The sequence below is a fragment of the Mesotoga sp. UBA5557 genome (assembly GCF_002425715.1).
In the GTDB taxonomy this organism is placed as follows: Bacteria; Thermotogota; Thermotogae; order Petrotogales; family Kosmotogaceae; genus Mesotoga.
The window spans coordinates 1-22,703 of record NZ_DIMV01000048.1 but is presented as its reverse complement, the minus strand read 5'-3'; the positions used below and the strand labels follow the sequence as shown (position 1 = coordinate 22,703).

General features: G+C 48.0%; 13 protein-coding genes and 1 pseudogene. 7 read left to right on the top strand and 7 right to left on the bottom strand.

Annotation, left to right across the window (positions count from 1 at the left end):
• Positions 1 to 2: 2 nt before the first annotated feature.
• Positions 3 to 146, bottom strand: a complete 144-nt coding sequence (locus B3157_RS06050; protein ID WP_292589606.1) for an SUMF1/EgtB/PvdO family nonheme iron enzyme — start codon at positions 144 to 146, stop codon at positions 3 to 5.
• Between the two features lie 10 nt (positions 147 to 156).
• The gene (locus B3157_RS06045) at positions 157 to 672 is read right to left on the bottom strand and encodes a formylglycine-generating enzyme family protein (protein ID WP_292589600.1); all 516 of its coding nucleotides are present in this window, start codon (positions 670 to 672) and stop codon (positions 157 to 159) included.
• 901 nt (positions 673 to 1,573) lie between these two features.
• On the opposite strand from B3157_RS06045, the gene B3157_RS06040 reads away from it, so the two are divergent.
• Positions 1,574 to 2,941, top strand: coding sequence for an ATP-binding protein (locus B3157_RS06040; protein WP_292589597.1), 1,368 nt, complete (start codon positions 1,574 to 1,576; stop codon positions 2,939 to 2,941).
• Positions 2,942 to 3,302: 361 nt separating this feature from the next.
• Here the strand turns inward: B3157_RS06040 and B3157_RS06035 are convergent, their stop codons facing one another.
• From B3157_RS06035 to B3157_RS06020, 4 genes are all read right to left on the bottom strand, one after another.
• Positions 3,303 to 4,055 carry a hypothetical protein gene (locus B3157_RS06035; protein ID WP_214060971.1) on the bottom strand — a complete coding sequence of 251 codons (753 nt, stop codon included), beginning with the start codon at positions 4,053 to 4,055 and terminating at the stop codon, positions 3,303 to 3,305.
• Between the two features lie 437 nt (positions 4,056 to 4,492).
• On the bottom strand, positions 4,493 to 5,809 hold the full coding sequence (locus B3157_RS06030; RefSeq protein WP_292589604.1) for a formylglycine-generating enzyme family protein: 1,317 nt from the start codon (positions 5,807 to 5,809) through the stop codon (positions 4,493 to 4,495).
• Positions 5,810 to 5,831: 22 nt separating this feature from the next.
• On the bottom strand, positions 5,832 to 8,729 hold the full coding sequence (locus B3157_RS06025; protein WP_214060972.1) for a UvrD-helicase domain-containing protein: 2,898 nt from the start codon (positions 8,727 to 8,729) through the stop codon (positions 5,832 to 5,834).
• Positions 8,722 to 11,829 carry a PD-(D/E)XK nuclease family protein gene (locus B3157_RS06020; RefSeq protein WP_292589594.1) on the bottom strand — a complete coding sequence of 1,036 codons (3,108 nt, stop codon included), beginning with the start codon at positions 11,827 to 11,829 and terminating at the stop codon, positions 8,722 to 8,724. Before B3157_RS06020 ends, B3157_RS06025 begins: the two co-directional genes overlap by 8 nt.
• Positions 11,830 to 12,335: 506 nt before the next feature.
• On the opposite strand from B3157_RS06020, the gene B3157_RS06015 reads away from it, so the two are divergent.
• From B3157_RS06015 to B3157_RS05990, 6 genes and pseudogenes are all read left to right on the top strand, one after another.
• The gene (locus B3157_RS06015) at positions 12,336 to 14,132 is read left to right on the top strand and encodes an HsdM family class I SAM-dependent methyltransferase (protein ID WP_214060974.1); all 1,797 of its coding nucleotides are present in this window, start codon (positions 12,336 to 12,338) and stop codon (positions 14,130 to 14,132) included.
• Positions 14,133 to 14,797: 665 nt separating this feature from the next.
• Positions 14,798 to 16,525 (top strand): formylglycine-generating enzyme family protein, encoded by a 1,728-nt coding sequence (locus B3157_RS06010; protein WP_292589602.1) that lies wholly within the window; start codon positions 14,798 to 14,800, stop codon positions 16,523 to 16,525.
• Positions 16,522 to 18,387, top strand: coding sequence for an HsdM family class I SAM-dependent methyltransferase (locus tag B3157_RS06005; RefSeq protein ID WP_214060959.1), 1,866 nt, complete (start codon positions 16,522 to 16,524; stop codon positions 18,385 to 18,387). Before B3157_RS06010 ends, B3157_RS06005 begins: the two co-directional genes overlap by 4 nt.
• Positions 18,380 to 19,135, top strand: coding sequence for a hypothetical protein (locus B3157_RS06000; protein ID WP_214060960.1), 756 nt, complete (start codon positions 18,380 to 18,382; stop codon positions 19,133 to 19,135). Before B3157_RS06005 ends, B3157_RS06000 begins: the two co-directional genes overlap by 8 nt.
• Positions 19,136 to 19,567: 432 nt before the next feature.
• Entirely contained in the window at positions 19,568 to 21,307 is a 1,740-nt protein-coding gene (locus B3157_RS05995) for a DUF262 domain-containing protein (RefSeq protein WP_214060961.1), read from the top strand.
• 41 nt (positions 21,308 to 21,348) lie between these two features.
• Positions 21,349 to 21,588: pseudogene (locus tag B3157_RS05990) on the top strand (hypothetical protein); the annotation flags it as partial.
• Between the two features lie 52 nt (positions 21,589 to 21,640).
• Here the strand turns inward: B3157_RS05990 and B3157_RS05985 are convergent.
• Positions 21,641 to 22,703, bottom strand: a 1,063-nt coding sequence (locus tag B3157_RS05985; RefSeq protein WP_292589589.1) for a transposase, incomplete at its 5' end; no start/stop codon positions are given.

Here is a 22,703-nt window from a genome sequence, read left to right as displayed (position 1 = left end):
GCTCAAAGATCCGCTGTACGCCTTAAGAGCAAGGACCCGCTGATCGCTCTGAAACATGGTTCGCCGTTGCCATACGGATCCGTCTGTGCAGAGCTGGAGTATTCTCCAAACGAGTCGCTGCACCACTCCCAAACATTGCCAGACATATCATAGATACTAGGCTCGTTGGGTTGGAGTAGTTCCAACATCGTGAGTATGCCCTTCAGAGTTTTCCCAATACCAGGCTACGTAATCTACATTGTCACTCCCGGAATACTTGTATCCCTTGCTCTTGTTCCCGCCTCTTGCAGCATACTCCCATTCAGCTTCAGTCGGCAGTCTGTATCCGACTACCTTTGACGGATCAGGCGTCACTTTTCCATCCTTATCCAGTAAGTTGCCGTCATTGTCATACGCCTTCGGAAGCTTCTCCTTCTCGCTAAGCCAGTTGCAGTAATCTATAGCATCGTTCCAGCTTACATTGATTACTGGTCTGGTTCCCCTTCCCCAGCCTTCGTCGCCGGGTTTGCTTCTTCCGGTAGCCTCACAGAAAGCATCGTACTCGTCGAAAGTCACTTCATACTTGCCTATTTGGAAGCTGTACGTAAGCGTGATCTCATGGGTTGGTTTTTCTTCACTATATCCATCTCCCGAGGTATCGCCCATCGTGAAACTGCCCTTCTGAGCCAGCACGAATTCTCCGCTTCTTGCAAGCGTAAGAACCGACAGAGACAAAACTCAGAGTGTAAAAAGCACCGTTCTCTTCATTCCCCACCTCCATGAGTGAGGCTCTGCACTCGAAGTAGCACGGCAAGACCAAGGTAACATGCAACATATAGTGCAATGCGCTCGTTTACTAATATAGCACCTTTACGTCCTATACAAAGTTAAACTCCGCCCAGTCAGTTCCCGACGATGAATGTTTCTGGCGATTGCACCTGATTATTTGCGGCAGCCTTCTATAATCATTCCTCCACTCAAGCTCTCGCAGAGGTATCATAAGGCGCGGCAGTGCTTTCGATGTCGGCGTCGCACTGTCGGCTAATGAAAGCATGTTCTTCAAATGACTATCTTTATCTAAATACAATATCCACTGTTATTTAAAGGTCAAAATCCAACATCCAGTTCGTGATCAAAAGGTAGACACGATTTATCGCGTCATTTCGCAAGATACTGTCTGCAAAGAAGAGCAGACTATCGTTTCCAGTACTGAGAAAGATGTTGCCCGGATGAGAATTATCTAGTCTGACCCTGTTTATTTGAGGATCCAGTCAGCTGACAAAGCGAGTGTTCTGATCAGTGAATCTCGTATGCTTCTTGATGAACTCGGTCAAGCTCTTATTCTTTGCTCCTGACCAACCACTAACAACGGCTTTGAAAATCGAGTCCCATTTTTGCGATCATTGAGCTCTAGAACAGGCCTCCAGCCCTTATGTTTATCGAGAAATCAACTCTTTTCCTTTTTCAAATCCCCGAAATGTCCTGAAACGATACTGAAGCAATTATCCGCAATAAAAGAGAGAGATGAAGATGATCGATCAATAAATATACTATATAGTATAATACTGTAAAGTATAACAAGTAGGTGATTATTGTGTTTGTTGGCAGAAAGAGGGAATTAGCCTATCTCGAGGAGAGATTCGAAAGGGGAAAACCGGAACTGCTTATTCTATACGGTAGAAGGAGAGTCGGAAAGACAGAACTCACTAAGGAATTCTTGAGGAAGAAGCGGGGGATCTATTACCTTGCGGAGAAACTCCCGGAGAATCTTCAGCTGAAGAAGCTCTCTGAGAAGGTTATTGAATTCTTCGACGAAGACATAATAGCCGGATTCTCCAACTGGGAGATGCTGTTCAAGTACCTTGCCTCCAAGCACGATCGATACATACTCGTGATAGATGAGTTTCCTTACCTTATAGAAAGAGAACCGGGCATTATCTCGTCTTTTCAAAAGGGCTGGGACGAATACTTGTCAAACTCGAATGTCTTTCTCATTCTAACGGGTTCGAGCGTCTCCGTAATGGAGAACAGTGTCTTGAGCTATAAGAGCCCTCTATACGGCAGGCGAACTGGACAGCTTCTTCTAAACCAGTTTCCCTTCAATGAAATCGGCGACTTCTTCGAGAAGAAATACAATTTCGATGACCTGCTCAAGATATGGGGCACTCTTGGTGGAGTACCGTTCTATCTTGAGCAGTTTGACAGCGATCTTGACTACTACGGAAATGTCATGGAGAAGATATACAACCAGAACGAGGTGTTGTTTGCCGAAGCCGAGTTTCTTCTGAATGAGGAGCTCAGAGAACCGAGAAACTACTTCGCCATTTTGAGGGCAATCTCGCTCGGAAAGAGAAAACTGGGCGAGATAATAAACGAAACCGGTATCGACAAAAGTAGCATCATGAAATATATCTCCATTCTAAATCTTCTTGGCATAGTCGAGAAAGAAGTACCAGTGGGTGAAGATCCGCTTAAAAGCAAGAAGGGACTATACAGAATAGCAGACAACTTCTTCAGATTCTACTTCCGTTATGTTTTCTATTACAAAGATCTCATACTCACCGATCAGAAGGAAAGACTGTTGAGCATCCTGAAAGATACCGAAAACCAGTTCTTCTCGATCACATATGAGGATTTCGCGCGCAGTGTTGTCATGTGGATTAGCGGAACGAATTACTTCGAAATCGGTCGCTGGTGGGATAGAAACGCTGAAATCGATCTGGTGGGCATGAACAGAGAAGAGAGACGAATATTATTGGGAGAAGTCAAGTGGAGTGAAAGGCCCGTCGGCACTGATATTCTTGCAGCATTGCGTGAAAGGGGAAATCTGCCGCGATGGGATGAATTCAAAGAGAAGGAGTACGCTATCTTCAGCAGATCTGGCTTCACCAAAGCTCTAGTTGACGAGGCTAAGTCCGATCGATCTCTCATTCTCCTTCACGGTGACCAAAGAGTAGTCTGAAGAACCTGTGATACGCAGACGCTTTTCGAAGAACCCGTCAGGCATAATCATCGTCGAGTGAAGAGCCGTCCTTGGTCCTTCATCCCAGATCATGGACCCGTCCTCCGATAAGATCAAAGACCAGATCCTGACCAAGAGCTCTTCAGGATGACCAATTGAGTTAGTTCATGCAACCTAACGTCCTGACCTAGAAAGGTTCTCCCTCCTGGCTAAGCCAGCCTTACGTCCCCGGATGGTTGGGGGTGAAATCCCCCTGGGCTACTCACCGATTTTGTCCAGTGCTCTCCAAAAGACAACGTTCATGTTTTCCCTCGTTGTAAAAGGCGAGAAAGCGTCACAGAGAGAAATCTTGAACAGATAATTACCTTATTATCGTATTTATCAGTTCATTTCTCCAATCTCCGAAATTCGTGCTGCCTTTGGCTGGCCAGGAAATGGGTTTGTCGGTGTTTTTTCTCGACTCATCCAGATGAGAATCGATGAATACATTAAGTACGGCCTCAGGAACCTTATACTGTATGTTCTCGTGTACGATACTCCCAGTTTCGATGTATTCCTTTATTCTCTTAATCACAGTTTTTGCACGATCGGATCTGACTTTCTCCTGTGAGCTACAGAAAACAAGGTTCACGGCTTTGACGAAACCATCAAAGTGTTCGGTGGCCAATCTTAGTTTCTCATTGTCTGTGATCACCTCTTCGAACATATTTATGTTTCTCGCATTGAAGGGATGTATGAACTTAACCTCAATGGCATACTGCACTTCTTTCTTATACGTCAAATCATCTTTATGCTTCCTTTCTATCGAAAGCGAGGCGTCTTTGTTTATCACATGCTTCAGAATCGTTTCGAGGTTAGCATCTTGTGGATTTTCGCCATCATGAAGTGTCTCGAATACAGAACAGATGAATTCTTTGTTTAGAACAACGAGATCGAAGTTGCCTCTATCACCGTATTTAGCTTCATTGTCGATCGATGTAATCGACACATCATTGCCATATCCCTCAAGAAGTTTGCGTTTTTCATATCTGAAATTTGTAGGATATTCTAGATGAACAAGGGAAACAGCTATCCCTTCTTCCCTGTGAACAAGCTCTATGCTGCCTCCCTCCATGATATCTTTGTGAAGAGAAGCATGGATGTCCGACTCTGTGAAGTAAAAGAAAGGATTCTCTCTGAATCTGTTTATCGTTTTCTTATGCCGTTATACACAAGCGTATCAGCACCAGTCATAATTCGATCCCTCCAGTTGTTTGGTTCCCGAAGATAACACACTCTCACGTGTTTTCAGCAGGTAGTTTGAGAATCGGTGATTTCAGGGGAAAATTCTATTTTGTGCGGCGCGATGCAGATTCATTTCAGTAGTAGGCCTGCTGTTTTCCGAAAGAAACAAATTCACTCCAGATATGATTCCTCCTTTCTATGAGCGCGTTCTGTCAAACAAGAATTGAGTAGTGTTTTTGTCATGTTGTATTTCCCCTTCACTAAGACCTTCGGGCCAGAAGAGGATATTCTTAAATACCAGACACAGTTAGGGATGTCCTGACTGTCTCATATATAGTCCTGCAGTTCATTCGGGGCCGTTCTGCAGATGCGGAAGCCTACGGCGTCGCCAGCAGAAGAGGGCTCCAGATAATCCCGATGTGTTACCCGGGCGAAAGTCTCGCTGAGACCTACGCTTCCGCCCCTCATGACCCGTTCGCAGTCGCCTTCCGCATTGTACGGGTTCACATTGGGGCTGTACCTGTAATAGTCTTCCTCGTACCAATCGGAGCACCACTCCCAGACGTTCCCAGACATATCATGGATTCCCAGTTCATTCGGGGCCTTACTCCCAACTTTATGTGTCTTGATTCCGGAGTTGTCGCAATACCAGGCGACCTCGTCCGCGTCTTCGCTCCCCGAGTATTTATGGCCTTCGCTCTTTCTTCCGCCCCTTGCCGCATACTCCCACTCTGCCTCAGTAGGCAGTCTGTATCCGCCAACCTTCGATACGTCGGTCGTTTGGTGCCCACTCGAGTCGAGCAAGTTGCCATCATCGTCATAAGCCTCCGGTAGGCCTGCACTTTTGCTGAGCCAGTTGCAGTACTCCACAGCGTCCCACCAAGTTACATTTATTACTGGGAAATTTCCTCTTCCACGGTTCTCGTCGGAAGGAGGGATCCTTCCCGTGGCTCCACAGAAGACATCGAATTCGGAAAACCTGACTTCGTATTTGCCTATCTGAAAGTCGTGTATGAATGTGACTTCGTGAACCGGTTTCTCGTCCATCAGCCCGTCGCCCCATGTGTCCCCCATTTTGAAGCTGCCTCTCTCGACGAGCACCAAGTCGGGGATCCGTCCGACTGGTATATCTGGCGACGCATCGTCCTGCCTTTCGTGTGTCTTTGAAAATGAATCGGCCTTTGCTTCGCGATATGACGCTCTGCAGATTCGAAAGCCCTCTCCATTGCGGATTTCGATCGGTGAAAGACTTCCTCTATGCGCTATCCTTGTCAGCTCGGCGGGCTTGAACCAGCAGCCGCCACGAATCGCCCGATCGAGCCCGCTAATGTTGTGAGGATTAGTCTGTTCGGAATCTGCATATGCGTTAAGACGGTCTGAGCACCACTCCCAAACGTTGCCGCTCATATCGTAAAGTCCAAGCTCATTTGGCATTTTCATTCCGACTTCGTGGGGAACGGGTTTTCGCTCGTCGGACACACTTTTGCGTTCTCCGGACCATGCCATTTCACTCAAATTGGTTGATGCGGCGCCGGAGTTTTCGTCGAACCAGGCAATGGAGTCCGGATCGTCGGAGCCGGAAAACTTGTGACCTCGGCTCTTTCTTCCGCCCCTTGCCGCATACTCCCATTCGGCCTCGCTCAGCAGCCCGTTCAGAAATTCTTCTTCAGATTTGTCCTGTTTGATGGATCACATGACTTTCGAGTCTGATTTCGAAGTCGCGAGTGTTTTCGAGGGTAACCGTCTCCGTATCTCCGCCCTTTAGATACAGAAGAGTCGCTGAAACGGGGTCGAGCGTGTTCTTCAATAGGTACAGGTAGAACTCCATCTGGAACCTGTGTCTGAGAAGCATTTCATCTCTCTTCTCGGCCAGCTTGAAGTCGACGATCTTCCAGCCTTCAGCCGTCTTGTAGAGTTTGTCGATTACGCCCGCCAGTATGAACTTTCCGAAGGCCCTTTCGAAGCGCACTTCGCTTCTACAAATCTCCGAGTTCTCGATTTCGCGAATTATGACGTGATTGCCAAGTCCCTTCAGTTGCTCGAGGATCTCCTTTGCCCTCTCGGGGGCCGCCGATCCTCTTGAAAGTTCAGGATCGTTAAGAATCTCATTCAGTCTCTTTCCCTTTGGTCTTCCAGCCGGGTTGCCGAGCTGTTCGAAGATCCTGTGAACGTAAAGCCCTTCTGCTGTTGAGGATCGCGAAGTCCTTTCGCTACTGTCGATCTCGAGAATCTCCTTCGGTTTTTCATCGAAGTCGAGCGTGGTGGGGGAGACGACTCTCCTGAATTTGAGATGATCGAAGAGCTTCATGTAATCTGCATCAGGGTCTTCCCACCTGGCATCTTCGCGCATTCTTTTCGAGCCTTCAGCAACTGGCGGGGCCTTCACAAATGTAACCAGGTTCTCGAGCTCTTCCTCAAGCTGTCCCGTTTCTTCGTTATAGAGACCAGCCGCTATCTGAGACAGCCAGCCGACCTTAGTTTCGTCTTTCTTCTTATTCAGCTCCTTCTCCATGGCCTCTTTGTCGACATTCATCACAAGAATTTCCCGGGGTCTTGTCAGGGCCACATAGAGGGTTCTCTTCTCTTCTTCGACCTGTTTTCTCAGATCTGCTCTGTAAAACATGTCGAGCCCCTCATTCGTCAGTTCCGTGTTGTAAAGAGTGAAGGTTTTCGTGGCAGTGTCGAAGAGCAATGAAGGGGTATCTTTCCTCGGATTCTCTGACATCTCGGCAACGATCACAACGGGAAATTCCAGCCCCTTTGCCTGGTGGACTGTCATTATCTTCACGCTGTCGCTCTTTTCGTTCTCCAGAGCCGCCTCACCCTCATCTGCCTCTTCGGAATACAATTTGATGTTCCTCGAAAACTCCCTCAAGCTTATCCCGAGAGAGTCGAGCTGCTTGGATATTTGAAGGAATTTGATCACGTTGGCCAGACACTGCTCGGGCATTGCAAGGAGCGTCATCTTCGGAAGGTAGTCCGTCTCTCCGACGAAGGAGTCGAGGATCTCTCCCGGCTTCAAAAGTCTCGCCAGGCGCGAATACCTTGTTATGATCGTGCGAAGATCGGAGAAGGATTCATCTTCGCTCCTCATAATGCAGTCATAGAAGTGGCTGTATTTCTCCTTGAGTCTAGCGGCAGCCTGCAGCGTGCCTCCCCATGCGGGAGAAAGGAAGAATGACAGAAAGGCCCTGTCGTCTGCGGGATTGCCGAGAAAACTCACGAATGCAATCAGCCCGGCTATCTCGGGCCTCTGGAAAAACTTTCTGGAGCCGACCGTATAGTAAGGAATCCCGTTTGATTCAAGCGCTTCCTGATACTGCTCGACGTTCTTGAACTTCCTGAGGAGTATGGCTATGTCCCCTGGCCGTATCTTGCGCGTTACAATAGCTTTTCCCTCTCTGAAATCTAGATCCTCATCCAGAAGCGAACGTATGTAGGCAGCTACGGGTCCTGCGTGGTCTTTATCTTTGCTTTCAAGTATTCTTACCCTCTTTTCTCTCTTGTCACCGTGAGGCTCCAGGGCCTCCACATCTTTGCCGTACTTCGATGCAAATGCCTCAAGCATTGGGTTGCTCATCACTTTCTTGAAGAATATGTTGTGGAACTTCACGATCTCCGGATGCGACCTGTACGATTTTCCCAGAGTGTCCGTAGCGTTGGCCTTTTCTTCGAATTGTTTTCTTGTAAGATTGAAGATCTCGACGTTGGCTCCCCTGAACCGGTATATCGACTGCTTGTCGTCCCCGACGAAAAGCACCTTCACATTCCCCGAAGCCGTCAACTTGCTGATTATTTCTGCCTGAAGCTCGTCCGTATCCTGAAACTCGTCTACGAGAATGTACTTGAACCTCTTGGAATAACCCTCTGCTATTTCGGTATTGTCGTTCAGCATCTTCCTCGTTTCTTCTAGCAACTGCTCGAAGTCGAGCTGGGCCTTCTTCAAAGTCAGTTCCTCGTATTCACTGTTGAGCTTTCTGAATGCTTCGTGGCAGACGGCTGTCGCTTTCGATATTTTCTCGGCGGTCTCTTCCTTATCTTTGTTATCATTGGGGCTGTAAAGATACATGTTGTGTCTCTGCTTGGAGAGGCACTCTTCAAGAATCTTGTGAGTTTTGTCCAGGCCGAAGATGTTTATCATTTCGTCAAGAGAATCCAGATTGTGCGAGAAGAACCTTCCCAGGGCCTGAAGTTCGAGTATCTTCTTTGTTCCGGTAATGATCGAGAATCCAGGATCTAGATCGGAATTCGTATTCAGAATGGACTCTCTGAGGATTCTCGCGCAGAAGGAGTGGATTGTCGAGATCCAGGCGTGCATGACCCTTGAATTGATCTCTTTCCATCTCACCCGCTCGCTTTCGCTGGCTGCTTCGTCTATCTGCTCCCGTATCGCTTTCGCAACTCTCTCCTTCATCTCAGCAGCGGCCTTTTCAGTGAAGGTAATCGCCAGGATGTTTTCGATACCCAGCTTTTCGTCGGAGCGAAGAATCTCTATGTATTCCTCCACCAGCCTGTAAGTCTTGCCAGTGCCTGCAGAAGCGGAGATGAATGTGTTCTTATCCATCGGTTGGCACACCCTTCTGTCTCCATTTCAGAAGATCGCAGATTTCCCTGAAGTCACAGAGGAAACAGCCTTTAGGTTCTTCATTTTTCCGTGTCTCGGCTGAAAACTCCCCTGACGCAATGCTATCGACCACTCCTTCGATTGCCTCGACCAATTCGGCATCTGTTATCCTCCCGCTTTCAGCCGGATCATATGTTAGGAAATTCAAGTTTTTGCGGAATCTCCAGACCCTCTCGCCGTCCTCATACTCCACGCCAAAGGGTTTGCTCTTGGTCTTGCCCTTAATCAGTCGGAATTCTCCACCATTTACATATCGGCCTTCATTCGAAAATGCTTGTTCAACGGCCATAGAGTATATGATAAGCTGTTCAGGAACAGCCGAACTCGAACTTGTGCCGCTCTTGTAATCTATTATGAATAGGTTCTCGTTCTCCAGCATATCTATCCTGTCAATAAAACCCCGAAAGCAGATCTTGTTGGTTAGATGAAGTGAAGAATCCTCTGAATCATCAAAGCCAAATGCGAATTCTGTATGAAGAACACGCTCACCCAATTCGCTGCTTCTTATCCTATCAAACTCTAGATAATCCTCAAGGTCTCTCAGCATCTGATCGAAGCGTCTCTTGAAAAGCGATTTGTTCACGCTGCCGGAATATCTCTTTAGGTGGTTCTCGAGGCTTTGATCTAGTGGGACCCCCCTTCCGAGGTGGTCGCTGAGAACGGCATGAAAAACGCTTCCCGCATCCATGTATGAAAGCTCGAGTATCTCCTCCGGAACAGGCTGTAACCCAAGCACATAGTTCAAGAAATACTTGAATTTGCACTTGCAGTAGGTCCCGATCGTAGAGAAGCTTATGCATTTCTTCGTCAGCTCCTCGACTGCCTTCACGCCGGGGACCTTGAAGGAAAAGTTGTCTGTAATCGAGCTCAGATTCTTCTCCAGAGTTGCGACCGTTTCCGAGTCTTTATGTCTCTCCCACTCATCGGGGGTCTCCTTGAATATACTGGCTATCGAAAGCCTGTAGTCGGCCTGGCTCATAGCCTCCGACGGCGAGGGCACGAGATCGGTGCGTTTCCCTTCCACACGGCCATACGGTCTGGGCTCGGATTTGCCGAATGCCCGAAGAATCGATCCTTCATAAGGAGACTTCATCAACACGTTCCCATCGACCGTGGAATTCGAGAAAGTAATGCAGAGCCTCTCTTGTGCGCCGCTTATCGCCAGAAAAAGACCCAGCTTCTGCCTGTTCTCCTGAATGCCCAGAATGTCCTTGGCTCTGGGCTCGGAGTACTGAGCGCCCGCATAAAGTGGATTGAGAGACAGAACCGGGTAATTGCCCTCGTTGAATCCCATGAAGTACTTGACCTTCTTCGAAGTGTATCGGGAGTCGATCAGTGAGAGGACTTCAACTCCACCGCCCATGTCGGACTCGCCCCGCAGAGCTTCTCCTTCCAGATACTTAATGAGAGACTTGTAGTATTTTTCCTGATCGTACTCGGTGATTTCCATAGCTTCGAGAATCCCGGCGTGTGAAGGAACGGCTCTTTCAACGAATTGATCCACGCAGGCAATGTTTTCAGATGCGAATGTCATTTCCTCGCTTCCCGAAAGCTCTCTCAATCCAAGCCTCTTTTCGCAGATTCTGAAGAAGTCTTCGTATTTCAAGACAGACATCGCCACATTTCTCTCTATACTCTTCAGAAGTGAAAAAACCCTTCTGACAGCGGGCTTTGCAATAACGTCTATGAACCGGATCTCATCTTTAATCTCCTGGATTTGGGACAGAGCAGAGAAGTCCTCATCGAGATCGTCGTTGGAGGTCAGACTCTCGGCCTTCGCACCGAGAAAACGTTTGTAGTTGTCGAGCTTCTCCAGCCAAACCTTTTTTGCACCCTCCGCAGTGGCGGCAGATGTATCGTACAGCAGACCGGCCGAAGCCGCCACCTTCTCGAAGAGGACCGCATCGATCGCTTTCTCGGGAGAACTATCACCGTTTCCGGCATCTATCATTTCGAGGATTCCCGAAGGTTCGAAAGAATCGGATACCACTTCAAGCGGAAGTAGAAGGGTCTGGACGCTCTTCGATTCTAGCAAGGAAACCGAATTCTTGCTCACTGCAGGGATCCCGAAATCGTTCAGCGATTTCTTCAATACCCTCCAGTAATCTTTATTGGGAATCACTATCTCGATCTCTTCCGGCTCCAGTCTTTCCTTCGCTATCGCTCTTTTCACTTCCCTGGCGACAAAGTCGACCTCTCCGTACAGATCGTTGCACTCGACAATTTCCGCGCTTTCACACCCGGCGTCGTTCAATTCTTCCCGATCCGAAAACAAGATCTCCTTTACTTTCGAAAGCGGTCCGCTTTCGCTTAGATCCACATCGATCGTCTCGAAGTCAGAGCCCTCGAAGAGATCGGAAACGGTCTGACTCTCCCTGAACAGATTCCTTCTATCACTGTCTTCAGGGCATGAGAGATAGACCTCGTCGAAACAACGCATAATATTGCTCATAAAAGCCCTGGTTGCCGGGCTGAAATCGTAGAAGCCGTCTATGAATAGGGTCTTTCCGAAATCGCTTTTTTCGAGAATTGCTTGCTCTGCGGCCAGTCTCAGTGCATCGTAGGAATCGAAAAGCTTCCTCTCTTCGAAGTGTTCTTGAAGCTCTCGGTAAACTTCCTTCAGAACCTTTGGAACGGCATCTTCCCTACCGAAAGCCATCTCGAAATTACCGAGATTCTCCTTCAAGACGACGATCGCCTCATGAAAGTAAGCCGTAGCCTTTTCTGACGGATAGTAATTCTTGATCTTTTCGAAGGCCTTCGCGATCTCTATTCGTTCGCCTCTTTCGGGAACAGCCGTGCGATCCGGAAACATCTCCCCCGCGATCTTCAGAGCCAGAGATCGATCCGTAAGGAACTGCCCGGCGGCAATTGACAGCCCTCTCTTCAACATGGCATCTTCTATAGTTCGCAGAAAGAATGAAGAGGGTCCGACAAAGAGAAACGAGAAGGGATCCGCGCTGTAGTTTTCCTGGAGTTTCTGCAGCAAGTAATCGCTTCTTCTTCTGCCTTCTTTTCCACAGACAAGAATACCTTTCAAGAACTGCCCCCCAAATAAAGATCTCAACTTTACTACCATTGTACAGTTTTCGATTACGTAAACAAAGCGTTTCTCACTCCTGATATAATTAAATAAAGTGGCTTGCCGTTACCTTTATAAACATCATTCGCCGATGCTATACACTCCAGAGAAACTCGCTTCGAAGAAAACATTCCAGACCTGGAGCAATGTTGTTGCCTTTGTCTTTCAGGCAGGCCTTACTTCCGACAATGGTTCCGGATTGAACTCCAGACGATCGTTCTCTACTCATATAGACCTACAATTCTCGATGCACGTACTAATAAGTCAGACTGACGCCGACGCGCATCCTGGACTTGAATACACTTCGGGCCAATGGTCTGGTTTCTTTCGGCCTTCTGGAGTTGCCGATTGCAGGAAAAGTGAATCGCAGGGGAAGACGTTCAGGAGAAGGGAGTGGAGTCAAGGTTAATAGAGTCATTGTAAGCGTTCCTGATCTGCACAACAAAAATAGAAGGAGGCCCGGCATGGATCTTGAAAGCTTTGCGAGAGATTACATTTATTTGCTGTTCAAATTGAGAGAGCAAGACCGAAGCCTTTCGGAAAGGGCTATCGAGTACTTCTGGACGAACATGCTGCTGAGAAAACAGTCTTTCCGCGACAATTTCGCAGATGTCTTCGAAGAGTTCGCTCTTTTCGGCAAGAGCGGAATTAAAAGGGCGGTGCTGATAGAGAAGGCGTTGAAAGAGATGATCAGCAGGTATCCGAGGTACAGATTCATCGAGTACGAGGGAAAATACGTATGGATCTTTAGAGAAGGTCCGGAACTGCTTCAAAAGGCATGCACTTACGCCGACTCGTTCGTGGATCGACTGGCGATGGTAGATATCTTCAACAAGAGTGGCTCTCTTTACGAGGCCTTGCTCTCGGTATCCATGGAATCCGATTTGCTGGAAGGAGATTCGGCAGCACCCCCGCAGGTAATCGATTCGATGGTCGAATTGCTGGATGTCCGTCATGGGATGAGCATCTACGATCCTGCAACCGGGTTCGGCAGGATCCTTTACGGCATCTTCAAGAACAACCCCCGAGAGGAGCTCGAATACGCGGGCCTCGAGACAGATCCGTATAAGCACAGGATCGGAAAGATCGCCTTGATTCTTCTCGGGCTGAACGCGGTGAATCTTAAGCAAGGAGATCCGCTAATCAGGCCGGAAGACTATTCGCTCCTGTCGAATTCACAATACGACAGGGTGATAATCGAACCGCCATCCAGCGAAAGGATTCTCTCTTATAGAATCAAGACCGGGTATTTGACAAGAGACAACCTGGAGGTATCCAAAGTTCCGGGAAGTCAGTGGAGCTACATTCGACGCGGCATCGAATGCCTCAAGCCAACCGGAAAAATGGTGAGCCTCATAGAGACTCGAGAACTGGGAAAGCCGGCGCAAGAGATAATCGACAACGACTGGCTGGAGGCAGTGATAGAGCTTCCGGTGGGCAGGGGCAATCTCCTTCGAAGAGAGACGAGCATTCTCGTAATAAACAAATCAAAGCCCGATCAGAGAAAGGGAAAAGTGCTGCTGGTGCCCGAATCGGAGAGACGGATCGACTGGTTCGATATACGGAACCCCATCGAATGGCCGTCGAAAATCACAAAGCAGTACAGAGAATGGCTATCGGAACCGAATCGAAGCGGTATAGTCTCGATTCAGACGATAGCGGCAAACGGGTACACGCTGAAACCGCGTGATTACGCGATATCTGCGGGTTTATCCGGGAGAAAGGATGTAAGCTATGAAGAGCTGATCAATGCCCCGATGATCGAACTCAAAGAGATTGGCGAGTTCATTGTCGGCAGAAGCCATGGATGGATCGATTACGACCGTGAGGACAGAATGATCTCGAAGACTCCGCTTCATGGCGATGAAATATCAGATAGTATCTATCTTCTGGACAGAGTGGCGACCGATGCGCAAGGCTTAATAGACTTGAGCCGCTCGACTAGGCATAGCGGGAGTTTGGTGGAAGTCGAAGAATCCAGTGCTCTGAGAAAGTCTGACATTGTAATCTGCGTTGAACCTGGATCCTGCGGAGTAGGCATTGTGGGAGATATCGCTGACGATCAGGTGGTGTTGCTTCCGGGAGACTGTATCGCGCTGAGAGTAAGGGAAGAGTACGATCCCTTTGAAGTGCTCAGGATTCTGCGAAGCGATTATGGGAAGTACTCTATCCATAAGGCAAAGATAGACATTTTCTTTAGCGGCGGGAGACTCACTGCACTGGAAGAGATTAGGATACCGGATATCGTCAGTAAGAAGTGAAGAATTGGTGGACACTCTAGTTGGAAGTTCCCGCTTACACTTGGGGTAGAGTCGATCGGCCCCACATCCACAGCTCCAGTACTGTGAGACTGTTCGAATTCCATGAGGGGACGCTCTCTCCAAGAAGAGAGACGAGTTATGCCGGTCATCCGCGCCAATTAAGCGAACATATCGTAATGAATATACGATAATTATAGATATAATGCCGTAACTTACTAGTCTTGACGTTGCTGTATAATTAACTTGTGTTGACTAGACAATCCGTACCGACAAGATGTGAATCTGTTCCGCTTCTTGATTACCGTTTAATCGAGATCTCCAATGGTGATCATACCCTATCGAAATCAAATACGTGTATAGAATGTAGAAAACACAGACATCATGTATTCTTGAGTCGACTTTCAGAGTCCAAATCCCACACGAACATCTCTGTTCGCCGTTCTATCGAACCGGTGCTGTTTTTCTTGTAGCTTATTGAGCATCGGATATTCCGAACAACAATTTCACTCAGCTCCGCAAAATATCTACCCATAAGACATTCTCTCGTTTCCGATCCAGTGACAATCCCATTGTGCGGTTGTAGTGAGGTCAGAAAATACAATCGCCCGGTAATCCGGGTAGCGATTTCGATCGCGAAAAAATCATAAGGAGGAGTGGTTAGTTTGATGACGGAAATACCGTCAATGGAAATGCCGGAATGGATCAGAAACCCCGGGGAGTTCGACATAAGGAATATTCTTCAGGACTCTCTCTGCTACCTGGCAAGCGGCCTTCACGGTCATTTTGTCAAATGCTACATGGGAAACGCTTACAGCTTCGTGTACATCGACTACTACATAAGCCGAGAAGACCTGCTGCAGGATATGGCCGAATACGGCTTCACAGGTTACAGGCCTATCTTGCATGAAACGATAGACCCGTACAGACTCCATCCCGGTGGATGGGACGCGCTGATTTGGTATTACCGCGACGACGATCCGCGGAGAGAGGGGAGGTTCGATCACTTCCGTGAAGACCGCGAGAGAGCTTACTTCGCAGGACATCGAGAGATTCTGAATACTTCGTGGAAGAAGGTTCTACCTGCCGAGGGAGACGGAAACCCTAATTCGTGGCGTGAAATTCAGAAAGAGCCGTTCGCCGAATGGTTCATCTTCGAGAGGACCGAGGAGTACGACGAAACACACAACCCGAAACGCTTTTCCTTCTTCTTTCTAAACACCGAGGCGGTTGCAACCTACCAGGCGCTTTACCTGGAAAACAGGATAGCTCCAAAATTCCTCGTAATCCCGCAATACGGCTTCGGGATGAACTGGACGGAGTTCGGCGTCAGAGAGAGCATACTCGGCAGGTCTATCTTCTATCCAGATCATCCCCTACCGGAGTACATCGTGGGCATGTCCGGTTTTACGAACCCCTGGCCCGAATACACGCACAGGGTAAAGAAGTACTTCAACGGGTTTAACTTCTGCGTCACTATCTGGAAATTCTCGGGAGACCCCGCAAGGCTCAACCCACCTGTCATTGAGCGGAGTGGGGTAAAGCAATTAATCAAGAATAAAGAAAATGTAGATATCAATCTGCCGGTCATTGAGCAGAGAGAGCCCGCCCTTCACAGGTCCCCGGAAAACGAACTCGTCTTTGTCGAGAAGGGCGAGTTCGAGATGAGCGAGGTATGGGAGGGAGAAAACGGAAAAGAGCGGAAGACCCTCTATGTGATACTTAGCTATGATTTCTATATCGGCCAGTACCCCGTCACGTGTCAGGAGTACTCGAGGTTCTGCAGGGAAACGGGCACAGAAGAATTCATAGATAGATACTTCCCGAATGTCAGAAAGCCGGCCGTGCGTGTGAACTGGTTCGAAGCCATCGCTTACTGCAACTGGTTGAGCGAAAAGGAAGGCCTGCCCCCGGCGTACGATGAATTGGGAAAACTGCTTGATTGCGACGGCTCATACACGACCGACTTAAGAAGAGTTGCCGGCTACAGGTTGCCGACCGAGGCAGAATGGGAATACGCGGCCAGGGGAGGCCAAAAGAGCAAAGGATACGTCTTCGCCGGGAGTAACGACGTCGATGAGGTCGCCTGGTATATCGGAAACTCATCCGACAGAACTCGAGAGGTCGGGTTGAAGAGCCCGAACGAACTCGGGCTTTACGATATGTCCGGCAACGTCTGGGAACTGTGCAGCGACAACAGCGACAGATACTCGGAGGGACTGGAGATAAACCCGTATGGGGAAACAGATCAATGGAAGGTTCTTCGTGGCGGAAGCGCAGTTGACCATCCTTTAACAGTGGCAGTTTCGTTCCGTAACATTGGTGTAGTAACTGAAGACTCGATGATCGGCTTCCGAATTGCGAAGACAGTGCCGGTCGACGAGGGTGAGCAATGATGGGCCTTCCAGGTAGCGTGCAGAACTTCATGTATCTTCTTTCCAAACTCGGTCAGCGGAACCGGCTGCTTTCGGAAAAGGCGATAGAGTATTTCTGGACCTCGATGCTGCTCAAGAGACTCTCGCAGAACGTCAAATTCAGTGACGTATTCTGGAGGTACGTTTTCTTCGGAAAGAGCGGACAGGAGAGGGCCGATCTCATGGAGAGCGCAATATCCGAACTCATCGTCGAGCATCCCGAATTTTCCTTCATGGACTTCAAGGGAGAAATGAGCGCGGCCTTCAAAGAAGACTCGCCGCTCTTCCACAGAACCTGTGCTTTTGCCGACGGCATGATTGACGAACTCTCAGTAAGGGACATAGATCTGTTGACAGATCCCCTGTATAGGGGCATGTTCACCATTGCGATCGATTCCAATCTTCTCTATTCGGACATGATAGTTCCGATGGAAATCCTCGAGATGATGGTCGATCTGCTCGAGATCGAACCAGGAATGACAGTTTACGACCCCGCTTTCGGTTATGGACGGGCCTTCTACACGATCTTCAAGAGAGAAGGCTTCGATTACACTTCCTTCGCCGGTCTTGAAATCGAACCGAGAAAATGGCGGCTCACAAAGATTATCCTTTCTCTTTTCGGGATCGACGTCTCTATGCTCGTAAGGGGTGATTCGCTCATGAAGCCGTCGAAAGAGACTCTCTATGTGGAAGAACGCTACGACAGGGTGATTATCGAGCCTCCTACAGGCGAGCGCATGGTTTTGCAGGAGCTGAAGACTGACTTCTTTCTCCGAAACATTCTAGATATCTCATCCGGTCTCATCAGCCAGTGGGATTTCATAACCCACGGAATGCGCTCGATGAAGGATGACGGGAAGCTCGTGACGCTGATCACGAGTGGAGCACTGAGAGAAGGAAACAAGGAAATCATAGACAACGACTGGCTTGAAGCCGTAGTACAACTACCCCTTGGAGCCGTTCACGGCGGAGACGACGACTGCTGCTTGATGGTCCTTAACAAGGCAAAGCCCACCAGAAGGAAAGGGCAGGTCTTCATGGCGGTGTCCAAGAGCGACGGCAGAGAGCCTTTCTGCTTCGAAGTGAGGGAGGAGAATCTCCCGCTGGATTCAGTGATGAGAAACTTCAAGGACTGGAAAGGCGAAAGTGGAGTTTGCGCGCTACTTCCTATAAGTACGATAAAGCAGAGCGGCTATTCTCTGGTTCCGGCCGATTACCCGATAATACCTGTAGAGATAGACCAGTTGCCCGAGGATTACGAGACGTTTCTCACTTCCCCGACAGTCGAACTGGGTTCCATCGGTGAGTTCTTTGAATCCAACCGTGTGCGTAATTCTTGGAGAGCCGACCTGCTTGAAGATAATGAAGCCGATGGAAAAAGGTACGACGGCAAGGTCTACAAATACCCTCGTCTGGAGGTCGATGACAACGGCATCGTACAGTTTAGTTCTCTCGAGGAGTATGAAGGAGATCTCGCAAAGGCGGCCGAAAAAGCGCTTCTACGAAAGAACGACATCATATTCAACAAAAGAAACGACATATCTACCGTGGGGCTGGTAGCCGACATCCCTTCAGACGCTTCGATACTGCCCTCAGGCAATCTCATAGTCTTCAGAGTCACCGGCGACTACGATCCTATAAAGGTCTTCGACATTCTCAGGGGCGACTACGGCCAGTTTCTAGTTAGAGAAGCCACAAAGCACCTTTTCATGGAGTTTCTGCCCCTGCGTATAATTCAGGCCCTGAGGCTCCCGGTCGAGGCAATCAGGGCACAAAGATCTGAAGAGACCGGATTTCCGTATAAAGACATTTCGAAAGGCGAAGGGAGTGATTCGGATGTTTGAAGAAGTGACGAAGGCCGAAATGCCCGACTGGATAAAGAACCCGGTGAAATTCGACATTCATGACGTACTGAAAGACTCCCTATACTATCCGGCCTGCGGCCACGACGGACACCCCGTCGAGTACTTTCTGGGAAATGTCTACAGCTTCGTATATGTAGACTACTCCATAAGCAGGGAGAACTTGCTCGAAGAAGTCGCCAACAATGGATTCAGGGGGTACAGAGTCCTCCGTCAGCTTTCATTGAGCGAAGGCCAGCTCGCGCCGAACGGCTGGAGGATCAGGGTCGCCCCGGACCGTGGGGAATTCCACCGCCCCGACCATTATTCGGATGTGTTCGAGAAGCCCTTCGCCGAATGGTTCATCTTCGAGAGGACCGAGGAGTACGGTGAAGACCATAATCCTTCCAGATTCTCGCTGCTGTTCATATGTGCGGACGGTGCCGCAGCTTATCAGGCGCTTTATCTAGAAAACAGAATGGCCCCTAAGATTCTGGCCATAATCCAGCCGGGGGAAGCCTTCGGCTGCAACTGGACAAACTTCACGAACAGAGGTCAGATACTCGCGCGGTCGGTCTTCTACAGGGACAACCCTCTTCCCGAATATGTCATAAACGGAGGAATAGGCCGCAGCGAGTTTTACAGAGCCCCCATCTGGCCGGAATACATGGAGTTTGTCAAGAGATTCAACATAGGTGCAAAGTACTTCAGGATATGGAAGAGATCTGTAGGTGCCGTAAGAGATCTGTAAGAGTCAGGTTGAGTTGCCAATGAAAGTGAAAAACACTTCAGAATGAAAAATCATGTATCTTAACAACAAATAGTAGAAACATTAGTAATTGAAGTAAGTAACTGGTTAATACACATAACCTTAATGATTTTCTTTTTCTACATCTCTTGTGATAGCATGTTGTTGGATGTCCTTTATGGTATTAGGTTTATTCAATGGTTGCTCCATTGAATGTTGTGGTAGTTTTTTGAAACAGCGGAAAACCGTTTCTCAACAGTTGATATAAACGCAACGTAAAAAACGGAGTCTGTCACGAAAAAGTGTGAAAGGCCGCCCTAATGCAAGACCTACTGACCGGTAAGGTGCGGGTAACCCCACTAATGGAGAACATGGAGGGCAAAGCATCATCACGATCAATATCACGATCAATATAATGAAGAAGGGAGGTCTTCCATGCCTGTAAGAGAGATCAAGAGCAAGAAAATTCTAGTGAAAGACATCTTTTCAACCATGTGGTTTCGCATACCCGAATACCAGCGGCCCTATATCTGGGGGAAAGATGAGATTAATGAATTGCTGGATGATATTACATTTGCTCAGAGAGAAAAACCAAATCAAGAGTATTTTCTTGGGTCCTTTGTGTTTCAGGCAAAACGCGCGGGGACAATGCCTGACCTACAATGTGATGAGAATGACCTGCTCGATGGTCAGCAGCGCATGACCACGCTTTTAATGATTTTTGCCTGTATTCGGGATGTGTGTGACGATGACGATGTACAAGAGACCTGTATCAGCTCGATCTTTCAAAGGGGTAATGCAATTAGAAGGATTCCTGAACGCACCAGGATAACCTTTGCTATCAGGGCCACGGTGCAGGAGTTTGTGGATACCTATGTCAAACAAGAGGGAGGCACTTTGAGAACGGACGAGTTAAGCGAAATTGCACAAACCAGAGAAGATCCTTCCTTAAGAAACATGGCGTCCGCTATTCTGGAGATAAAGAAGTACCTCAACGACAACAACGTTAACCTGATCGATTTTCTCACCTTTCTGTCGAATAATGTGCTTTTGATTTATGTAGCAACCGAAGATCTGGATGATGCCTTCCGCCTTTTTACCATTTTAAATGATCGCGGAGTTCCACTTCGGAACAGCGATATTCTGAAATCCCAGAATCTGGGTGCGCTTCAGACAGCTGCTGATAAAGAGAGATACGCAAAGCTGTGGGAAGAAACTGAGGGCGAATTAGGGGATGACTTTGATCGGTTCCTTAATTATATCCGAACCATACTGGTAAAAGAAAAAGCTAGGTTAAGCCTGCTGGATGAGTTTGAAAACAAGATTTACAACCCCAAAGAGAGAGACAAGACCACTGGTCAACCAAAACCGGCATTGCTCAAAAAGGGAAAAGAGACCTTTGAGTTGATTGAACGCTATCTGAAGGTCTTCAATACGCTGTTTGAAAACGATAACTACAACCACACGGGCAATACCTTTCGCTTCGATAATTTGTTGAAAGTGATGTTGAACGGCCTTCCTTCTACCGATTGGGTGCCGCCCCTGTTAAGGTATCATGAGAAATTTGGCTACACCCAGATCATGGCGTTTCTTGAGCTGCTGGATAACAAATTCAGCGCCGACTGGATTGTGCAATACACACCAACAATACGTATTGAAAACATGAACCAGTTAATCAGGATTATCGAAAACGCTGATACCGCTGATGAGATACTCGGCAATGCTGCCTTCGGTTTTGATGAAGTTTCATTTGTGCGGGCCATAGAATCGGCTGTATATGGCAGAAGCTTCACTCGCTACCTGCTGCTTAAGTTGGATTTTCTCTATCACGATGATAGCCATAAAATGAATATCGAAACGCTTTCTATAGAGCATATTCTGCCGCAGCACCCTGCTGGTAATAGCCAGTGGAAAAAGGACTTTACAGACGAACAGCGGAGAGAATGGACTGACAGGCTTGGAAACCTTGTTTTGATTTCAACCCGAAAGAATACCTCGCAGGGCAGGCTTGATTATATAGAGAAGAAAACTAGGTATTTTGAGAAGCGCATCAGCACCTGCCCAAACTCGCTTCGTGTCTTAAATGGTTTCAATACATGGACGCTCAGCGATTTGAAGCAAAATCATTCTGATGTATTAGGTGTATTAAAAAAACACTATGGGATTACGCCATGAAAACAAATGATGGTGCATAAAGGCTCGATGAGCGCAACTATGTGGAAAAACCACTACTCGATCAGCTTTCCGGTCTTGGCTGGGAGATTATCGACCTGACTGACGAGAGGCAGACCCCGGCACATACCTTCCGCGACAATTTCACTGAAGTGGTTATGCCTATGGTGCTTCGTGAGCAGCTCAAAGTGATCAATCCATGGCTAGAAGATGACCAGGTTGAAGAAGTCGCCAAGCAGTTGACGGCAAATTTTCCAGGAACGGGACTTATTGAGAACAATAAGTAGGGCTTCCTGAAAAACTGCTACCTTGTTCCAGTTAAAGAGGTCGTCATGTTCAAGAGAGTAGTAGTTGACTCACAATATGTGGATTTTGACGTAGAACACCCTCGAAATTGCTCCGAATTCCTCCGATTTCTCCCCAGAATAGCCATCGGAAAAATGAAAAAAATAAGCCCCTCAACCAGCGGGCAAGGTTCATTGCAATCATCGCAAAAGCGATCATGGTTTCGCTTGTTTCTTTCACCTTTCCCCGGATAAGCCCCAGTCCATATTTCCGCTTTCCTTCTCCAATCTTGCCTTCAACTGCGTTCCTCACTCTTGCATCTTGTATCATGATCTTTCTCTCTTCTTTCTGTATCTGTGTGTTCTTCCTTCCCAGTCTCGGACCAGTAATCCTTATCCCTCTTTCCTGGCAATAACGTATGTTCTCACGGTTACGATACAGTTTGTCAACCAGCACCACTTCAGGATAGTAACCATAAGTCTGGCGGTATCGTTCTACGCTTTCTTTCATGGTTGCTCCTTCATTGAAGTTCTCCCAGCTCAGCTTTTCAATTTGAGCAAGTCCGTTGACTACACTGATTGCTATCTTGGCTCCGAACTCCGTGGGGCTTTTCTTCTTCCCTCGCTTGATAGGGCGTATATGTGGTTGGCTGATGCTGACTATTCGATGATCGATTCTGCGAATCTTTGTCTGGTACATCGTGCTTTGCTGATTGTAAAGTGTTCGGATCGTTTCCAGTTCTTTTCGTTGTTTCTGGTTCAATGTGTCTTGTGATTGTTGTCTCAACATCTCTTCGATGATTTTCAGGTCTCTTTTGACATATCTCAGTTGTTTCCCTATGGCTTTTCGCATCTGTAAAGCTCGAGACTTCGGCTTTTTCGCCACAACCAGGTATTGCATGCGGGCTTTGTTTCTGTATGTTCGTGGCTTCTTTGGCTTGTCTTCTCGTTGATCTGCCTTGTAGAGGGTGTCGATGATTCTTTCAAGTTTTTCTCTCCCCTCATTCAACAGCCTCAGATCGGTGGGATATTGTATGTCACTGGGAGCACAGGTAGCATCCAGTAACAACGTCCCTTTGTTGGGACTGGGTTCATCGTTGTGTTGCTGCGTGTTT